This window comes from Spirochaetota bacterium (assembly GCA_040756435.1).
Lineage (GTDB): Bacteria > Spirochaetota > UBA4802 > UBA4802 > UB4802 > UBA4802.
The window spans coordinates 16745-34647 of record JBFLZD010000040.1 but is presented as its reverse complement, the minus strand read 5'-3'; the positions used below and the strand labels follow the sequence as shown (position 1 = coordinate 34647).

At 37.8% G+C, this 17903-nt stretch carries 14 protein-coding genes; 10 read left to right on the top strand and 4 right to left on the bottom strand.

The features are described 5' to 3' along the window. The 4 genes from AB1444_11605 to folE2 all read left to right on the top strand — a co-directional run. Positions 1-115 (top strand): transposase (locus tag AB1444_11605; GenBank protein MEW6527297.1); only part of this gene is annotated, 115 nt, incomplete at its 5' end. Positions 116-404: 289 nt separating this feature from the next. Continuing rightward, positions 405-596 carry a hypothetical protein gene (locus tag AB1444_11600; GenBank protein MEW6527296.1) on the top strand — a complete coding sequence of 64 codons (192 nt, stop codon included), beginning with the start codon at positions 405-407 and terminating at the stop codon, positions 594-596. Between the two features lie 469 nt (positions 597-1065). Further along, complete coding sequence (recA, locus tag AB1444_11595; protein ID MEW6527295.1) at positions 1066-2094, top strand: recombinase RecA; 1029 nt, start codon at positions 1066-1068, stop codon at positions 2092-2094. A gap of 12 nt (positions 2095-2106) precedes the next feature. Beyond that, positions 2107-2904, top strand: coding sequence for a GTP cyclohydrolase FolE2 (folE2, locus tag AB1444_11590; GenBank protein MEW6527294.1), 798 nt, complete (start codon positions 2107-2109; stop codon positions 2902-2904). Position 2905: 1 nt separating this feature from the next. Here folE2 and AB1444_11585 read toward each other — a convergent pair whose 3' ends face one another. Continuing rightward, on the bottom strand, positions 2906-3655 hold the full coding sequence (locus AB1444_11585) for a HAMP domain-containing protein (protein ID MEW6527293.1): 750 nt from the start codon (positions 3653-3655) through the stop codon (positions 2906-2908). A gap of 457 nt (positions 3656-4112) precedes the next feature. Here AB1444_11585 and AB1444_11580 point away from each other — a divergent pair, with 457 nt between their 5' ends. Continuing rightward, a complete protein-coding gene (locus AB1444_11580) occupies positions 4113-5162 on the top strand; it encodes a hypothetical protein (protein ID MEW6527292.1) in 1050 nt (349 codons plus the stop codon). Positions 5163-5308: 146 nt separating this feature from the next. On the opposite strand, the gene AB1444_11575 is transcribed toward AB1444_11580, so the two are convergent. Further along, entirely contained in the window at positions 5309-5755 is a 447-nt protein-coding gene (locus tag AB1444_11575) for a hypothetical protein (GenBank protein ID MEW6527291.1), read from the bottom strand. 402 nt (positions 5756-6157) lie between these two features. Between AB1444_11575 and AB1444_11570 the strand changes: the two genes are divergently transcribed. The 3 genes from AB1444_11570 to AB1444_11560 are packed head-to-tail and all read left to right on the top strand — an operon-like array spanning position 6158 to position 9903. Further along, positions 6158-6763 carry a TetR/AcrR family transcriptional regulator gene (locus AB1444_11570; protein MEW6527290.1) on the top strand — a complete coding sequence of 202 codons (606 nt, stop codon included), beginning with the start codon at positions 6158-6160 and terminating at the stop codon, positions 6761-6763. A 13-nt stretch (positions 6764-6776) separates the two neighbouring features. After that, positions 6777-8861, top strand: a complete 2085-nt coding sequence (locus AB1444_11565; GenBank protein ID MEW6527289.1) for a molybdopterin-dependent oxidoreductase — start codon at positions 6777-6779, stop codon at positions 8859-8861. A 13-nt stretch (positions 8862-8874) separates the two neighbouring features. Continuing rightward, positions 8875-9903: an alcohol dehydrogenase catalytic domain-containing protein gene (locus AB1444_11560; protein MEW6527288.1), complete on the top strand. Its 1029-nt coding sequence runs from the start codon at positions 8875-8877 to the stop codon at positions 9901-9903. Between the two features lie 6 nt (positions 9904-9909). Here AB1444_11560 and AB1444_11555 read toward each other — a convergent pair whose 3' ends face one another. Together AB1444_11555 and AB1444_11550 are read right to left on the bottom strand one after the other, a co-directional pair. Next, entirely contained in the window at positions 9910-11886 is a 1977-nt protein-coding gene (locus AB1444_11555) for a neutral/alkaline non-lysosomal ceramidase N-terminal domain-containing protein (GenBank protein MEW6527287.1), read from the bottom strand. 326 nt (positions 11887-12212) lie between these two features. Next, the gene (locus AB1444_11550; protein ID MEW6527286.1) at positions 12213-12938 is read right to left on the bottom strand and encodes an MBL fold metallo-hydrolase; all 726 of its coding nucleotides are present in this window, start codon (positions 12936-12938) and stop codon (positions 12213-12215) included. Positions 12939-13378: 440 nt separating this feature from the next. On the opposite strand from AB1444_11550, the gene AB1444_11545 reads away from it, so the two are divergent. Beyond that, positions 13379-14929, top strand: a complete 1551-nt coding sequence (locus AB1444_11545) for a methyl-accepting chemotaxis protein (protein ID MEW6527285.1) — start codon at positions 13379-13381, stop codon at positions 14927-14929. Positions 14930-14934: 5 nt separating this feature from the next. Next, positions 14935-17883, top strand: coding sequence for a glycoside hydrolase family 38 C-terminal domain-containing protein (locus AB1444_11540; GenBank protein ID MEW6527284.1), 2949 nt, complete (start codon positions 14935-14937; stop codon positions 17881-17883). The last annotated feature ends 20 nt before the right edge of the window (positions 17884-17903 follow it).

The window sequence follows — 17903 nt, the reverse complement described above, 5'->3', positions numbered from 1 at the left end:
GCATATCAAGTGGAACAGAAATTTTAAACGCTTTCTATTACGTGGGCTTGATAAAGTGAAAATTGAATGGGGATTATTGAGTTTAGCCCATAATATGATGAAAATTCCTGCATGAAAATGAGTAGTAGATGGGATTTTTTAATTTTTTTCAGTATCAAGTACTTAAAATAAAAAAAACCGTCCATAGTTTGTTTTGAGACGGCCCCTTTATTCTTTATGAAATTTTTAAGGAATTATTAGTGATTTTTTATGAACTATTAAGGGGAAAAAAATAGTAAAGTTGTTGAAGTTTTATTAGTAAAAAGGATATATTGTAAAAATAGGATTACGACTTTATAGGGAAAGGAGCCTTATACACTATCTTTTATAGAAGAAATAAATTTTTTTTTTAGAGGTATGAACTTATGCAACGAGTAATAATCATCATGATTAGTTTAGTCATTACAGCTACTTTAAGTATAGTAGCTTTAGTTGATAAAGGGTGGTCCGGTTGTGTGGTTGGTCAAAAATCGTGTGAAGATGATGGATATTACTGGATCTGTGAAACATGTGGTTCAGAAACGTGTTGGATATTTACCGGGGAAAAATGTAAATAGCAAAAAAGATTACCAAACGGTAAAGCATGTGTAGCTTGTAGGGTGTTTTGATAAAACATTTATAAAAACGAGACTAATGGACTATAGGTTTGCAAAAATTATTGTCATTTGATAAACGAATGGTGAGCTATTATTTTGCTATACTCAAGTTTAACAAGAAAGATTTAACAAGAAGGAAATGCTGGCTATGCTTAATGATTGTAGAGATTTTATTTCTATAGTTGTAATGATGATAGAAAAATAATGGTTATCGCTTATTGCATAGTCACAAATAAAAAATACGTATCTACACATACTAATAGTATATCAGTTGACAATTTATTAGCATACGCTATAATATGACATAATCAGGACATTCCAGGGTAACTATCGCATATAAAAATATTTTAAAGTTTTTTGTTATTTCTTTTTATTTTTTTTAAAGTATGAGCGTTATATATTGGTATACACCACACAATGAGGTACGGTCATGAGTGAACAAAAAGAACTTAATCAAAAATCACAGGCGCTGGAATCCGCTATTTTGCAGATAGAAAAGCAGTTTGGCAAAGGCTCCATCATGCGGCTTGGCGATGAACATGCAAAGATGAAGGTGCCAGCCATATCAACGGGGTCGCTGGAGCTTGACATTGCGCTGGGTATTGGCGGAATACCGCGGGGGCGTATCACCGAAATCTATGGCCCCGAATCATCGGGCAAAACCACACTTACCCTGCATGTCATTGCTGAGGCACAGAAGGCAGGTGGGATTGCTGCGTTTGTTGATGCTGAGCATGCGCTTGATCCAGTGTATGCAAAAAAATTGGGTGTCAATACCGACGAGCTTTTAGTATCGCAGCCGGATACGGGTGAGGAGGCGCTGGAAATCACTGAATCGTTGGTGCGCTCGGGGGCGATAGATATTGTTGTGATTGACTCGGTTGCTGCATTGGTGCCGCGTGCCGAAATTGAAGGCGAGATGGGTGATGCCCACATGGGGTTGCAGGCACGTCTTATGAGCCAGGCACTGCGAAAGCTTACCGGTGTAATATCAAAATCAAAAACAAGTGTGATATTTATTAACCAGATTCGTCACAAGATTGGCGTTATGTTTGGTTCGCCAGAGACTACTACCGGCGGTAATGCGCTGAAATTTTATGCATCGGTGCGGCTTGATATACGCAAGGTTGATACTTTAAAAGTGGGCGAAGATGCCGTGGGTAATCGGGTGCGTGTGAAGGTTGTGAAAAACAAGGTTGCGCCACCATTCAGGCAGGCTGAATTTGATATCATGTATGAAAGTGGCATATCGCGCACAGCAGGTATTTTAGATCTGGGTGTAAAATATAATATTGTGCAAAAAGCTGGCACCTGGTATTCATACAAGGATGAACGTATTGGCCAGGGCAGGGAAAATGCAAAAAGCTTTTTAGATCAGCATCCCGATATTGCTAAAGAAATAGAGGAAAAGATTAAAGAGCAGGCTGGTTTGCTTGAAAAAGAAGAAGCAAAAGCGTAACAAAGTAATATAATGCCGCGAAGAAGTTTAAAAGATATACAATCACAGCCGGATGACAGAAATTTGCCAATTAACAAGGTTGGCGTTAAGGACATTACCTATCCGGTTGTGGTGCTTGATCGTGCTGATGGGTTGCAACATACCGTTGCACGCATCAACATGTATGTGGATTTGCCAGAGCATTTCCGTGGAACACATATGTCACGCTTTGTTGAGGTACTTAACCGATACCAGGGTGGTATAAGCACCAAAAATGTCCGTGACATCCTGGAAGATTTAAAGAAAGAGCTTAATGCAAAGACATCCCATGTCAATATTGAATTTCCTTATTTCATAACAAAGGTGGCACCGGTAAGTGGTGAAAAATCAAAAATGGATTATATATGTATTCTGCAGGGTGATTCTTCGGTTGATTACTACACGTTGCAGGTGAAGGTGCCGCTTCTCTCCGTGTGCCCATGTTCAAAAGAGATAAGCCAGTATGGTGCACACAATCAACGCAGCGTAGTTAGTGTTTCGGTACGTGCACGAGAAATACTCTGGATTGAAGAGCTAATTGAACTGGTTGAAGAATGCGGTTCAAGCCAGATATATGCACTGCTAAAGCGTGAAGATGAAAAATTCATTACCGAGCGTTCGTATGAAAATCCTGTATTTGTTGAAGATATTGTACGCAATGTAGCATTACGGTTGCTATCGCATCCAAAGGTATTATGGTTTCTTGTGGAAACCGAGAGCATGGAGTCAATACACAATCACTCTGCGTATGCACAGATAGAAATAGATAAATCTAAGACAAAAAAAGCTTAGATTAATACTGTGGTATATCCAGATCTGTATCGTAAAGCTTTCGGGGCAAAATTAAAAATAGCATAAGCATGGTTATGCTTAAAATGACAAGTATGGTCATACCCACAATAATAATCATTTGATTTTTTAATTCATTAATACGCTTTAATGACACTCCAACTCTAAAAGCTCCAAAATGTTCTCCTTTAACAAAGACAGGTGCAGCAATGTCCCACATAACTTCACCAGTATCGCGGTTATACAGTTGTTTTAAAGTACCCGGCCCAATAAAGCGAGCAGCATTTATTCCCACCATGTCATTAAATATGCGTTTTGATCGGCTGTATTTTAGGTTGTAAACAGGGTCAGCTGTTTCTTGTTTTGCATACTTGCTATTATGTGTGGGTAGATATCCATTTATATCAACAAGTGCTGCAAATTCCAGATCTTCATCTTTCAAAAATTCGTCTTCAATTTTCTGAATATAGCGGTCAAATATGGCGTCATATCTGGTTCTGAACTTCTGTGGGTTTGTATTTGGTATGGGGATGTAATTTCGGTCAAAAATCTGTTCTTTGGTAAGGATGTGTGTATCAATCATCATCTCAATCAGTTCACTCATGACGCGTGCACCAACCAGTGCCTCAATGCGGCATTTTTCAAAAAGCTGCTTTTCAAAGTTGGCAAATGTGCTTGATATGATGAAATACGCACCAACGCACAGTAACAGGCAAAGACTTAAAATAATTAAAATTTTATTTTTCAGTGTCATGGAACAGCCTCAGGATTATAATTATAAACATACCAATGAAGTATATATGCAAATTCATATCATTGTCAATTATTTTATATTGTCATTTAAATTTTATGGGTACCTCTCAAAACCGCTTTCACCATTACGGATGCAATAAAAAGAAAGCAGTTTTATCCTAAATATAGTGCACACAAGGGAACATCCGGAAAAACAATTTTTAAAAGTTCCCTTATAACGTATCTCTGGAAAGATGTTAGTATGGGCGATAGTTACTGGTAAAAACTCATTGCTGTGATACAATAATCCAGACTGATACAATGATGTCAGAAAATCCTCTGGATAATGAAAACAATAAGAAATGAAAGTAGTCACATGGGAGGCGAAGTGCTCACTAAAACACTGATAAAATAAAAAAGCTTTATAATAATGTTTGACATCTTTTTATTTTTTGGGAGTATATAGTGTGGAGGATGCTATGAAGAAGATTATTATCATTGTACTTGTGTTTATATGCACCGCTGCCTATGCGCGTACAACAATTACTGTTACACCTGATGGTGGTGTAACAGTACCACCAAATTCAACAGATTCCATTGAAAAGCAGTTACAGGACATTACCGATAAAAACGGTACATTTATTGCCAATTCTTTTGCACTGGCAAATATGTTAGGGTATCCCATTGGTAAATCATCTATTGGGCATTTTCCACATATGGAAGCAGGCGTTGCGGCGGGTGTAGCGCTTACCAATGCAAAATATTTTGATGATAAAGCCGAAGACGGCACCTTCCCGGGCGTTATGGCAAACCCGGTTGTTCATGCAGGCTTTGGACTTGCTGGCAATTTTGATATTATTGGGAAGCTTTTTTATTTTAGAAAAAGTATCTATGACCCTGGTATAGACACAGATACTGCCACATTGCAGGATTTTAACTTTATATCATTTGGAGCAAAGCTACGATACAACTATCTAAAAGAAACAACTATAGTACCATTCTTGCTTTCATTTGGAGGGGTAACTTTCAGCATTGGTGGCGATATCATGATGGGCAATGTGGATGTATCAGGCGAATATGATGCTGAATATGAAGATATTACCATTCAATGTGGTGCATATAATGGGCAATTAACATCAAATTTTAATAGCACTTATGGTGCAACAGTTAGTTGGACGGTGTTTACTCTCAGCGCGCAGGCACTTGCATATATAGATGTGATGTATCTTTTTAGTTTTTACACAGGCTTTGGGCTTGCCACCAATTTGGGTTTTTTCAGTACTGATTTTAATGGAGATGGACAACTGACGTCGGATGATCCTGCTTTCCTTGCTGTAAAAGCTGATGGACTAATAGGAACAATGGAATTTGAATCGGTCAATAGCTACATGCCAAATTATATTATTCCCATCTTCATCTTTGGTGTTGAAATAAACCTTTTTGTTATCAAACTTACCGCTGACACTATGGTAAACCTTTATAACCGAAGCGATGTAACATTGCAGGGTGGGGTGCGTGTACAGCTGTAGTGACTTTTTATCATAATTTCCACACATAATTTTATGGTTGGTATGGATGATTCACGGTGCTTTATAAATATTCATGTGTATGCTTATTGTGAGCATGTTGATACTATTGTTGAGTAATATATATTTGTTAACTTTTGTTGCGTAAATTATGCCATTTTCACCAATTCCGGCGGTGGCCCCCAGTAAAATTGACAACACGGGATGCCTTCTTCTAAATAAAATGAAAATGTGTAACCACTAAAGCGATAGTTATCGGTATTATCTTCACTGTCTAATGCGGCAAGATAATCATACAGATAATTCTCAACACAATAAGCAATAACCTTTGCCAAAGACATCTTGCAAACTTTCCGCACATCCATCACAAACTCATACTCATTTTCATACAAATACAGATGCACCCGCTTCCACGTTTGGTACCGCTTTCTATACTGTAACCGTGTGTAGCTTTTTACAGGGATGTGTTTATACGACAGCACATAGTTTATGAAATTTATAATAAACGTATGAAGCGATAGTTTACGGATAGCGGCATTTTCTTTTAAAAGCGCTAAATGTTCTACTGTAATGCAGGTAGTTGTCTCTATATTCATATGTACCCTCCAAAGTATTTGAACAATATTTTACAAGAATGGTGAAATAAATTTCAACAATAAATTTCCACTTTGGGGAATTTTAGAATGGGGTTTTATATATTAATTTTTGGATGTAGAATATGAGGTCTTTCACTATTTATTCCTAAATGTGGAAATTTGAATAAAGTATAAAATAATGTACACAGCCGCCTGCGGCGGCGGTGTACACTATATTCATTATTAAATTTTTATTATACGATCATATTCCCAAAAATTATGGGAAGCGGGACATTTTAAAAAAAATTACATTATTCACTAAAAATTGAAGTTAAAAAAATTAAAAAAAATCTAAAGAATTATTGTTGACAATTTTGTATAATTTACTGAATATTCAGTAAATTATACAAAAGTTAATGTTATATGAAGACAAACAACAAAAGGCAAAATGCATCTTTGCGAAAGCCGCAGATCATAAAAGCATTTTACGAAACTATTATTGAAGAAGGATTTGAAGGAGCATCACTTGCCAAGGTTGCTAAACGATGTGGTTTGAATCAGACGTTGATACTTCACTATTTTAAAAACAAGGAAAACCTGACAATAGCATGTGTAGATAGAGCAATCGAAGAATATTCTAATCTCTTGCAGCGTTATATCCCCAATACAAACGATCCTGAAAAACGTTTGCTCAATTTGCTGAATGCATTATGGAGTCGCGAATATTACGAAGCGGTACACATAGCATCTTCATTTGCGGTGATTGATATTAGTTTCAGAAATAAAAAGGTAAAACAAAGGCTGGAAAGGTTGTATTATATTTTTAAGCGATTCCTTTTTCAGGAACTATCGGAACTACAAAAACAAAATGTAATAAAAGTAAATAACATAGAAGAAACTGCTGAAGTAATTATGGCAATGGTTGAAGGATCGCGCCATTTCAGCCACTTTTTCATTACTGATGAAAAAAGGGATGAGTTTCACAGGTCAATGGTAAAGGCTGCTTGTTCCATCTTAAAAAATCCTTAAGGAGGAAAGTTGCATGAGCACAACATCCATAAAAACAATCTGCTTTGAATGCCATTGTCGATGTGGGGTTATTCTTGAAGTGAATGGTGGTAAAATTACCGGGATTAAGGGCGATAAGGATCACCCTTTCAGCCATGGGTATACCTGTCCAAAAGGTAGAGCATGTATGGAGATAGTATATCATCCTGATAGGATTGTAAGCCCACTGGTAAAGGTTGGGGGGAAGGAAAGTACGCGTTTTGAAAAAATTTCATGGGATAAAGCTATTGAAATAATTGCCCAACGATTACTTGATTGTAAAGAAAAATGGGGTGCCGAATCGGTGGTATTTGGTTCAGGTACTACACGGGGGATGGCTCCTTATCTTAACAGATTTTTATCATGCTTTGGTTCACCCAATTTTATGGCGCCTTCTAACATGAGTGGTGGGCCAATAGTTTTGGGAGGTGCTGTTACTGCCGGCTTTTCACTTGTTGATCCTGATTATGCGCAGAGCAAGTGTATCCTTCTTTGGGCTCATAATCCAGAAGCATCATGGCCAGGTTTGTATTTGTATGATATCAATCAGGGATTAAAAAATGGTGCAAAACTTATAGTTGTTGATCCCCGTCAAACCAATTTTGCAAAAAAAGCAGACCATTGGCTGCAAATACGTCCTGGAACTGATGTGGCACTGTTGCTTACAATGATACATGTTATTATTAACAATGAACTGTACGATAAAGAATTTGTGGAAACATGGACCAATGGATTTGATGCATTGATTGAACATGTTAAGGATTTTACTCCAGAAAGATGCGAAACAATTACCTGGATACCTGCTCATAAAATTATTGAAGCAGCAATGATGTTTGCAACAACTAAACCCGCAAGTATTGGCCCGGGTATGGGAGGGGTTTGCCAGGCTAACGATGCATTTGATCTAACAAGAGGATTAACCATATTAAGCGCAATAACCGGTAATCTTGAAGTGCCAGGTGGTAATCTTAATTGTACACCACCAACCGGGAAAAGAAGCTGTTACGGACCTGATTTTGATGCTGCACGTAATCTTCCAAAAGACATTGGAAGAAAGAAATTAGGGGTTGATCAATATCCATTATTGATGCAAATACCATGTCCTCCTCAAGTGGTTTGGCCAGCAATTGTTGAAGGCAAGCCATACCCTGTGAAAGCTTTAGGACTTTTTGCAAATAACAGTGTGTGTGCATACCCCAATTCTGCATTTGTGCGTGAAGCATTAAAAAGTCTTGATTTCTTGTTTGCAGTTGACTATTTCCATACTCCCACTACCCAGCTTGCGGATATAATTCTTCCGCCTGCACATTGGAGCGAGCGTGATGATATTGAAGACCTGTTAATGAAAAACCATGTATTCTGCCAGCAAAAAGCTGTTGATCCAATACCGGAGTGCAGGGATGAAAAACAAATCCTTGTTGATCTTGCAGCAAAAATGAATCTGTCGGGATACTGGAAATCAGTTGAAGAAATGCTAAACTATAGGCTTGAACCAATAGGCATGACATTTGAAGAGTTTAAAAAAACTGGGGTGTATGCAACACCGGTTGAATATAAACGGTATGAAAAAAAAGGTACATTTAAAACACCCTCCGGGAAAGTAGAAATTTATGCAGGATTTCTAAAAATGTGGAATCTTTCGCCACTCCCAGTATTTCGTGAGCCAGATGAGGGGCCTATTGCTTCTCCAGATTTGTATAAAGAATATCCATTAATCCTTACTACTGGTGGAAGAATCCTTGAATACTACCATTCTTCACACAGGAACATCCCTTCGTTACACAAAAAACATCCTGACCCTGAATTGCAAATTCATCCTGACACAGCAAAAGAATTGAACGTTGCTAATGGTGAGTGGATATATGTTGCTACTCCAAGAGGAAAAGTTGAAATTAAAGTGCGATATTTTGAAGGGATAGATCCACGGGTTGTGCATGCACCGCATGGATTTTGGTATGGGATTGAAGATGGATGGAAACGTATAAATATAAATATGATAACTAATGATAAACCATTATGTCCTGCCAGTGCTTCGGTGCCTATAAAAGCTTTGCTATGTAGAATTGAAAAAATGGCATAACCAAGGTGTCGTTATGCATGCAGTAATACTCACAGGCCCTAAAAAGATGGAATACGTTACTTGTGAAATGCCACGGGAGGATAGCAATCATGTGATTATTCAGGTAAATGCGTGCGGTATTTGTGGATCTGATTTGCATTACTGGGAAAGTGGCATTGGCATGCACGGTTCAAGCAATATTATCCTTGGGCATGAATTCTGTGGAAGGGTATATTCACCCGGCAACCGTAGTGATTTGCAGGCAGGTGATAGGGTTACTGCATTACCTATTGATCCCTGCGGTCAATGTTATGCATGCCGTATGGGTGCTCATAACATTTGCTCAAAGGCCCATAAACGGAATATTATTGGCAATACTGTTCATGGAGCGTATGCTGAATATGTAAGTGTTAGACCTGATATGGTACGGAAGTTACCGGATACTGTAAGTAATAAAGAAGCTGCTCTAATTGAACCAGCAGCAGTAGCACTTCATGCTATAACTATGGCCAGAGTCCAAAAAGATGACATAGTTTTAATTATAGGTGGTGGTCCAATTGGATTATTGAGTGCATTATGGGCAAAGGCTGTAGGTGTTGCTTGTATTGTTATTGTGGAGAGAGATATCTATAGAAAATCATTTGCGTCTTCATTGCCGGGAATTACTGCAGTTGTTGATGGAAATGATCCTGATATACGAAAAAAATTAAAATCAATTTCAGATGGAGGATTTACCGTTGCCATTGAAACATCAGCAACGGATGCTGGCATACATACTGCTGCTATAGCGTTAACACCTAAAGGGAGGCTGGTTCTGGCGGGTATTAATTTTCATAATCAATTGGTTTCAACGTTATTGTTGATTGCAAAAGAAATAACTCAGATTGGATCCATGGGATATACTGTGTCAGAATTTGATGCGGTTATCGATGCTCTTGAAAGCAAAGTGCTGGACATAGCACCTTTAGTTACCCATACAGTAATGCTTGAAGAGTTGCCGTATACAATGACAAAACTTTACAATAAATCTTTTGATGCCATAAAGATTTTAGTTGCGCCGTGAAAATATTTACCACGAAAATGGGCTAGAAACCAAAGTAGGAATATTTTCTCTTGGCTGTATTACAAATCTGAAAAGGTAGTTTGTGTTTAATGGTGGATTATACCAGCGGGCTTCATATACTGCCATGCCTTCTTTTGTAATGATGTCTGTGAATATCACTGCTATATCATAACCCGTATCATCTACAGGGATACCATTCTGAGTAAATATCGTAAATGTAGCATTTGTGTTAGAGCTATATTCAATTGTCACAAGAGGCTTATGGAATTCCAATCTATCAGGTGGGATGTCTTCCCATCTAAATGATACATACGGTTCGTCAATACCAGGGTCAACTATATACTGTGGTTGTGTTACTGCTTTTCGTACACAAGCTGCAGGAAAAGGATATTTTTTCAAAAAAGAATTACTCTTTAAAGAATAAATTTTTACCCAGTTACTATCGCCCATAAAAGAATTCATAGTTTTTGTTAGCTCTGCATACTGTAATGCCAGGTAAGGCTGTGTGTTGGGTCCATAGAGGGTATGCCCGCCTTCATAACGCTGCATTGAATACTCTTCAGGTGTAGTGCAATACCCGGTGTATCCATTGGCACAACTTATAATGATAGGGATAATAGTTGATGCAGATAATTGCTTTACAGCCGTACTGATTCGGTTCCCTGATTCAAAAGTTACTTCAAATGGTACTGGAAGCAGAAGTATATTGTTAATCCTTATTGCCTGAAATATGAGGTTATGGGGGAAATCATTTTTAGGCAGGATTAATGGTTGCAATGGACCACCTGTAATAATTTTTTGCTTCTGGCAACCTATTGGCACACAGCTTTTTGAACCTTCTTTGAATAATGGTATGCTGCTTACAAATGGTGTTGGGCCACCATCACTTGCGCCTGCAAGTAATGTATTACCAACTTTTGGTGTGCATAATGCTACTGTGCCAATTGCTGGTTCCTTATATACATCAATTTCCCGGAGAATACTTTTAATGCTGGTATGCTCTGTAAATTGGCTTTGTAATTCGTTATACAGTATGATTGATTGTTTCCCAAGTTGAATTCCCAATTGTTTTGCTTCTTCAAATCCCTGCCTGCCTTTTGGTATGTTGGGTGCGTTGTCAGCGTGAGTACCATTACATACAGCATGCACAAATCCATTGATTCCCAGTCGCTGTATTTCCCATTCCAGTTCACGCTCAATGTAGGCAAATACATCACCGCTGTATAATGTGTTGGTATTGGGTATTGCTGTGCCATGAATAGAGAACACAGTGAACGCAGCCAATGGTTTTTGCTTTCCTTCATCAATGATATCCACCCTTAGCATGTGCATGAATGGGTTTACTGCCTTCAAAGGATTGTTTGTTGAAACATTAGAGTTGGCTGTGAATGCATTGAGGCTTCGGTTACGTGTGAATCCGTAGAGTTGCCTGGTACCATAAGCAATTCTTGCAGGTTTACGTGCTGAATATGCCTTAATTATTGCAGTTGCAATTTGATTGCTTAAAAAATTAAAATATTCTTGATCAAATCCCGATGCGTTGGAAGCAAATCTGTTGTAAAAATTGCTCTCAAAATAATTCCCGGGGCCAGAATGTGTATGAATTCCAGCCATCATAATGCTTTCATATGAAAGATCAGTGGTTTTACTTACAAGCTGGGCAATTTTTTTCTGAACAAGGCTTGAACCTGAAAGTAAATCGCACTGTACAAGCGCTATTGCACAGTTGCCTGATTTCAAATAGATGACACGAGCATATAGTCGTGTTCTAAATCCTTGAGCAAAATGTGCATTGGAAGAATACCCTGCAAGCGGCATCCCGGGAGGAGGTGTAATATCAATTTTTGAAGCCCCTGCTAGCAGCAGGTGTGAATCTGATAAAGGAGGATGCTCATAGGAGATATGTACTTCTTGTATTGAACTGCAGTGCAAAAGAAATATGAATGATAATAAGCATAACAGCGTAATAATATATTGACGCATAGTGATCACCATATATAAAATGAGTGTTCGCTCACTATTTCATGAAAGATTGAATTGGTCAAATATTTTTTTATTTTTCTTTACCATATCAGAATACATTTTAATCATAAGATAGTCTGCATAGGTAATTGATCTTTGGTGTAGTTATATTTCATTTGGATCAACATCTAGTAAAACAATGCCATTTTGAGATACCTTATCACTGCCTACGCCTTTTTAATTCTTTGCTGTAGAATGTATACCAGTATTTATGTGAATTGTTGACCCATAGAGGGCTTACATTTTTAAATTCTGGGTGTTTATCAAGAAAATGTTCAATAAAGGGGTCACTGTTCAATTTCTTTAATTACAACTTCAATTTTACCTTTCAATAGCTTTTCAAATTTTTTAGCATCGGCGATAGTTCCCACAATTGCGCCATAGTGCATGGGGATTGCCACTTTTGGTTTTATAGCCATTGCTGCCTGAGCGGCTTCCTCAGCGGTCATCACATATGTACCGGAAACTGGTAGCAATGCGATATCGATAGTGTGAAGCGAATTCATCTCAGGTATGTAATCGGTATCCCCGGCTAAGTAAATTCTGGTGTTGTTTGCTGTGATAATGTATCCTACCCATCCTTTTGATTTTTGGTGAAATTGCTTATTGGTATTATACGCAGGGATAGCTTGTATAGTAATCCCTTTAACCGTTATTGTTTCGTTTGGCTTGATTGTTTTTACTGTGCCTGTTAGTTTGCTTACGCAATCAGCAGGTGCAACAATAACAGTGTCTTTAGTTTGAATCTTTTTAATGTCATCAGGTGATAGGTGGTCAAAATGTTCATGGGTAATCAGTATTATATCTGCTTTGTCTTGTTTCTTGATATTGTATGGGTCAGTATAGATTGTTACATTACTGACAATTTTGAAGCAGTCATGCCCTAACCAGTGAATAGCATTTACCATAGCATGTACCTCCTTTGGGGTATTTGCACTACCAATAATTCCAAAATATAAAGAGATGCAAAGAAGTGTAACTACTATAAGTACCATTAATATTAATCTTTTCATATGGACCTCCAAATTATTTATAGGAATGTAATACTATCGTTATACGCAAGATTTCAGAACTCCCTGTTATCACTTGTCACAATTTAAATATTGTTGTAGTCATAGTGGTCTGGATTTTAAATTCCAATACCTTCTCGTCAAAGCTGTCCTACGAACCTGATAGTGTTAATTCAAACTTTATTAGGAGTCCCCCCTTAAGCCATTTGATATGCTACAAATACATTCAAGAAAGTGTCAGGGGTAACGTTTTTACTAAAACATTACAGCAATATCGTGCAAAATAAAGTATTAAACATATAAAGTGCAATTCAAAAAATATCTATATACAACAAAAAAATCAAATTAAAATTATTATTCCCAAATATAAAAAAAAATATTGCTATTATTAAGAGCTGAAGTGTATCATGCTGTATTGTAATGATTCCAATTGCGGGGGCTTTATGAAATTATCCCAGTATTTTCTATCCCGGTATGATGAACGTTCTTATATAATTAAGGAAAAAGCCAGAGCGTTATATTATTTCCTTATGACATTTATTGTACTTATTCCTATTGCAATGGGGGCATTTAATATTGTTCAATATCAGGGAATATTTGGGACGGCAAATGTCATAATGGTTACACTACTGGTGACAGTCATTGTTGGTTTGTTATTACTAAAAAAAGGACTCTATAATGCCAGTGCCAACCTGCTGGCAACAATTGCAGCACTTTCCATTGTGGTGACAATGTTTTATAATGGATTACAGGTAAAAAATACTGACCACCTATCATTTACTTTTTATATGCCAGTGATTATCATCCTTACCGCATTGTTCAGCCGTGTACGATGGGTAATTGGCATCAGTGTTTTGTTTATTGTAAGTACGGTAGCATGTACAGTAATGATGAGCAACATATTAACTGATGTGTACCTGCGAGTATTAAAGGAGCTATCGGTTGACTATATTTTTTCAATTACTCTTTCTTTTATATTGTGTTTGCTTATAGTTCGTTTAAATGCAAGAAATATAGAGCAGCTGGAAAAAGAATCATTAGAAAACCTCAAACAGCGAGATGTGATAAAAAATTTATTACTGTCGGTACAGGATTTAACGCGACAGTTAACAAAATTAGCTGAAGAAAGTTCAGAGTCGTCAGAGGTATTTTCAAACAGTGCTCAGTCACAGGCGGCTTCAGCAGAAGAAATAACATCAACGGTGGAAGAGATGACCGCAGGTGTGGAAAGTATAAGCGATTCAGTTACCAGGCAGTTTGATATGATTACCCGTCTTATTGATCGCATAAATGAGCTATCGGGTTTTATTGAAAACATGGGGAAGCGAGTGACTGGAGCATCAGCAAAAGCTGAAGATGTTTCAAAGCAGGGGGCATCGGTTGAAGGATCACTCAATACCATGAATGCCAGTATGGGGAGCATCCTAAAAAGCTCGCAGGATATGAACAATATCATAGAAATTATTAATGATATAGCTGACCAAATAAATTTACTTTCACTCAACGCTGCAATAGAAGCAGCGCGTGCTGGGGACGCAGGACGTGGATTTGCAGTTGTTGCCGATGAAATATCAAAATTGGCTGACAGGACAACTACCAGTATCAAGGAGATAGCACAGCTTATTACCATAAATGTGAAGGAAATACAGAGTGGATTTGCAAATATTGAAACAATGACCGATAGCATACGGAATATGGTTGGTGCAGTAGCAACCATTTCAACAGAAATGAAAGAATTATACACTTCTATGCAGGAGCAGCTTACCAATAATGAGCAGGTACGCAGTGATGCCCAAACCTTAAAGAATTTTTCAGATAGCATTCTTGCTGCAATTGAAGAGCAAAAGACAGCTGCCACAGAAATTGCCAAGTCCATTGCAGCAGTCAATGATACTGCACAGAGTAATGCAGCAGGCTCAATTAAATTATCTGAAAATGCTGTTGAATTATTGAAACTTGCCCGAGGTCTGGAATCTGAAATCACTGCTGTTTAACTGTAATGAAAGCTGAATGGGGAATATATCACTATCCACTTCTGGTATACAGGTTACATGCTATACAAAAGCATATTTACCAGAAAATGGTAGATCTTGATGCATTCATTGCTACCAGTGATGAACCAATCCCATTTGAAAAGATCAATCACATACGCTTTAGCAATATAAAACCTGGCCATAAGTGGGGGAAAGCATATACCTGTGCCTGGTTTCATTTTAAAGGCAAGATTCCGCAGCAGTACAGGCAATCCCCTATTGTGTGCTGTATTGATCTCGGTGGAGAAGGGCTGGTAATCAATGAACACAGGCAGCCCCTAAGTGCAATCAACAGCCGGATCACATTTATGGATTACCTGCAGCCAACCTGGGATATGCGTGTTATTAACATTGATGAAAACATAAGGAATGCAGGTATAATTGATATATGGGTTGATGCTGGATTTAATGGAAAGATAATTCAGCCATTTGGGAATGCCCGTTTTAAGTATGCATATCTTGCACTATGCCGTGATGACGTTAAAGATTTTTATTTTGACTACCTGACGCTTGCATTTGCCTATTGTGCCTGCGATGAAAAGCATATAAAAAAAAGCATCAAGCTGTTGCTTGATACATCCTATGCTGCAATAAAAAATTATTTACCGCAGCATGTTGCCGAAGCTAAGAAGATTATTTCAAAGATGTATGCTCTTGAACATAAGCCCTTTGAAGTATTCCTTACTGCAGTGGGTCAAGGGCATCTGGATTTAGCGTGGCTGTGGCCAGTGCGGGAATCAAAGCGTAAAGCCGTGCGTACCCTTACCAATGCACTTCAGAATAGCAGACAATACCCTGAATTTGTGTTTGGTGCAAGTCAGCCGCAGATGTTTGAATGGATAAAGGAAAATTATCCTAAACTTTATGATTCCATAAAAAAAGCAGTGAATACTGGTGCAATTGAATTGCAGGGTGGTATGTGGGTTGAGTGTGACACTAATCTTCCCGGTGGTGAATCACTTGTGCGACAGATTTACTACGGGAAAAAGTTTTTTAAAGAAGAATTTAATTATGATGTTGTAACCTGCTGGCTTCCTGATGCATTTGGATTTAACGGTAATCTCCCACAGATCTTGAAAAAATCCGGGATTGACTATTTCTGCACCATCAAGCTTGCGTGGAATGAAGTCAATAAATTTCCATACACAACATTTAATTGGTCTGGGATTGATGGCAGCAGTGTAATAGCTCACATGCCTCCCGAAGGTGACTACACAAGTGGGGCAACGCCGCTGTGTGCAAAAGTTGCACTAGAAAATTTCAAAGAAAAAGATGTATTAGATAGTGCTCTTATGATTTATGGCAACGGCGATGGCGGTGGTGGCCCCACTCAAACACATATTGAGCTAATCAAGCGTCAGCAAAAGCTGCAATGGTTGCCAAAGGTGAAGTTTGGCAAATCTATAGATTATTTTAAACGGTTGGATGCTATTAAACATAAGCTACCTGCCTACCATGGTGAACTATACTTGGAAAAACATCAGGGGACCTACACCACTCAGGCACGTAGCAAGTATTATAACCGCTTGTTAGAGTGCATGCTTCATAATTGCGAGTTTGTAGCAACGTATGCTTACCTTAAAGGATTTGCGTATCCTCATAAATTTTTTGAAGATGTGTGGAAAGAAGTGTTGTTGTATCAATTCCATGACATACTGCCAGGCTCAAGTGTTAAAAGGGTGTATGATGAGAGCATAGAACGCTATAATATTCTTGAACAACAATTGCGCACAATCATGGACAATCTGCTTGATTATCTCTCACAATCTGACGAGGGCATAACGTGTATCAATACCACACCATTTGCCCGTATAGCATATAGTAAGGGCGATAGTTCATGGTATTGGTGCCAGATGGAAGGATATTCAAGTGCACCCATGAAACCTGTTGATATCCATTTCATGGTCACCGGTGGCGATAATTTCATTGAAAATGAACTGTTGCGAGTTGAATTTGCAAAAGAAGGCCATATCATTTCCGTATTTGATAAAATACAGAGGAAAGAGATTTGCAAAGATTATCTGAATAAACTTGTGCTGTATACTGACAGATTCAGATTTTATAATGCATGGGACATAGACAGTAACTATCTCAAAAAAAGAAAAAGAGAACTGAAGCTTGTAGATTATGAAACACATGCTGATGGTCCCAAAGTTTTCAGGCGCAATTACTATCGGCATGGCAGGACAAGCCTTATACAGGATATTATTCTGTATGAGGGAAGGCCTTATATTGAATTTTCCACTGAATGTGATTACCATGAAACGTTTAAGATGCTGAGAGCTGATTTTTCCCCATCAGTGTACAGCCATACCGTTACCTGCGATATTCAGTTTGGTACTATTGCACGAAGCACCAAGAATACTACATCAATTGAAAAAGCACAATTTGAAATTTGTGCGCATAAATGGATTGATGTCTCAGATAATGATTATGGAATATCATTAATCAATGATTGCAAATATGGACACAGGGTTAAGGATGGCATTATCAGCCTTAATTTGTTGCGCTCGCCTGTATATCCTGACCCTAAAGCAGATAAGGGCAGGCACACATTTAGATATGCCCTGTATCCGCATAAGGGAAAACTGAAAGATACTGAAACCATACAGCATGGTTATCACTTCAATTATCCTCCAATTGTAGTGAAAAAACAGGTGGAAATAAAACCATTAATTATTGTGAATAATAAGGGAATTGTTGTGGAAACCATTAAAAAAGCTGAAAATGACGATGCTATTGTTATCAGGATGTATGAATGTTTTGGTAATGATATATCTACAACATTTAATACTGGCTTTACATATAAAGAGGCGTATGAAGCCAATTTACTTGAAACTATTGTCAGAAAAATAGAAGGGAATACTGTTCATTTTACGGGATTTGAAATTAAAACCCTTTTGTTCAGGTTATAGTAAATATACTGTGTTCACTT

Excerpts from the sequence above, each read along its gene's own strand:
- AB1444_11600 (MEW6527296.1), top strand. The coding sequence starts at position 405 with ATGCAACGAGTAATAATCATCATGATTAGTTTAGTCATTACAGCTACT.
- recA (MEW6527295.1), top strand. The coding sequence starts at position 1,066 with ATGAGTGAACAAAAAGAACTTAATCAAAAATCACAGGCGCTGGAATCC.
- folE2 (MEW6527294.1), top strand. The coding sequence starts at position 2,107 with ATGCCGCGAAGAAGTTTAAAAGATATACAATCACAGCCGGATGACAGA.
- AB1444_11585 (MEW6527293.1), bottom strand. The coding sequence starts at position 3,655 with ATGACACTGAAAAATAAAATTTTAATTATTTTAAGTCTTTGCCTGTTA.
- AB1444_11580 (MEW6527292.1), top strand. The coding sequence starts at position 4,113 with ATGAAGAAGATTATTATCATTGTACTTGTGTTTATATGCACCGCTGCC.
- AB1444_11575 (MEW6527291.1), bottom strand. The coding sequence starts at position 5,755 with ATGAATATAGAGACAACTACCTGCATTACAGTAGAACATTTAGCGCTT.
- AB1444_11570 (MEW6527290.1), top strand. The coding sequence starts at position 6,158 with ATGAAGACAAACAACAAAAGGCAAAATGCATCTTTGCGAAAGCCGCAG.
- AB1444_11565 (MEW6527289.1), top strand. The coding sequence starts at position 6,777 with ATGAGCACAACATCCATAAAAACAATCTGCTTTGAATGCCATTGTCGA.
- AB1444_11560 (MEW6527288.1), top strand. The coding sequence starts at position 8,875 with ATGCATGCAGTAATACTCACAGGCCCTAAAAAGATGGAATACGTTACT.
- AB1444_11555 (MEW6527287.1), bottom strand. The coding sequence starts at position 11,886 with ATGCGTCAATATATTATTACGCTGTTATGCTTATTATCATTCATATTT.
- AB1444_11550 (MEW6527286.1), bottom strand. The coding sequence starts at position 12,938 with ATGAAAAGATTAATATTAATGGTACTTATAGTAGTTACACTTCTTTGC.
- AB1444_11545 (MEW6527285.1), top strand. The coding sequence starts at position 13,379 with ATGAAATTATCCCAGTATTTTCTATCCCGGTATGATGAACGTTCTTAT.
- AB1444_11540 (MEW6527284.1), top strand. The coding sequence starts at position 14,935 with ATGAAAGCTGAATGGGGAATATATCACTATCCACTTCTGGTATACAGG.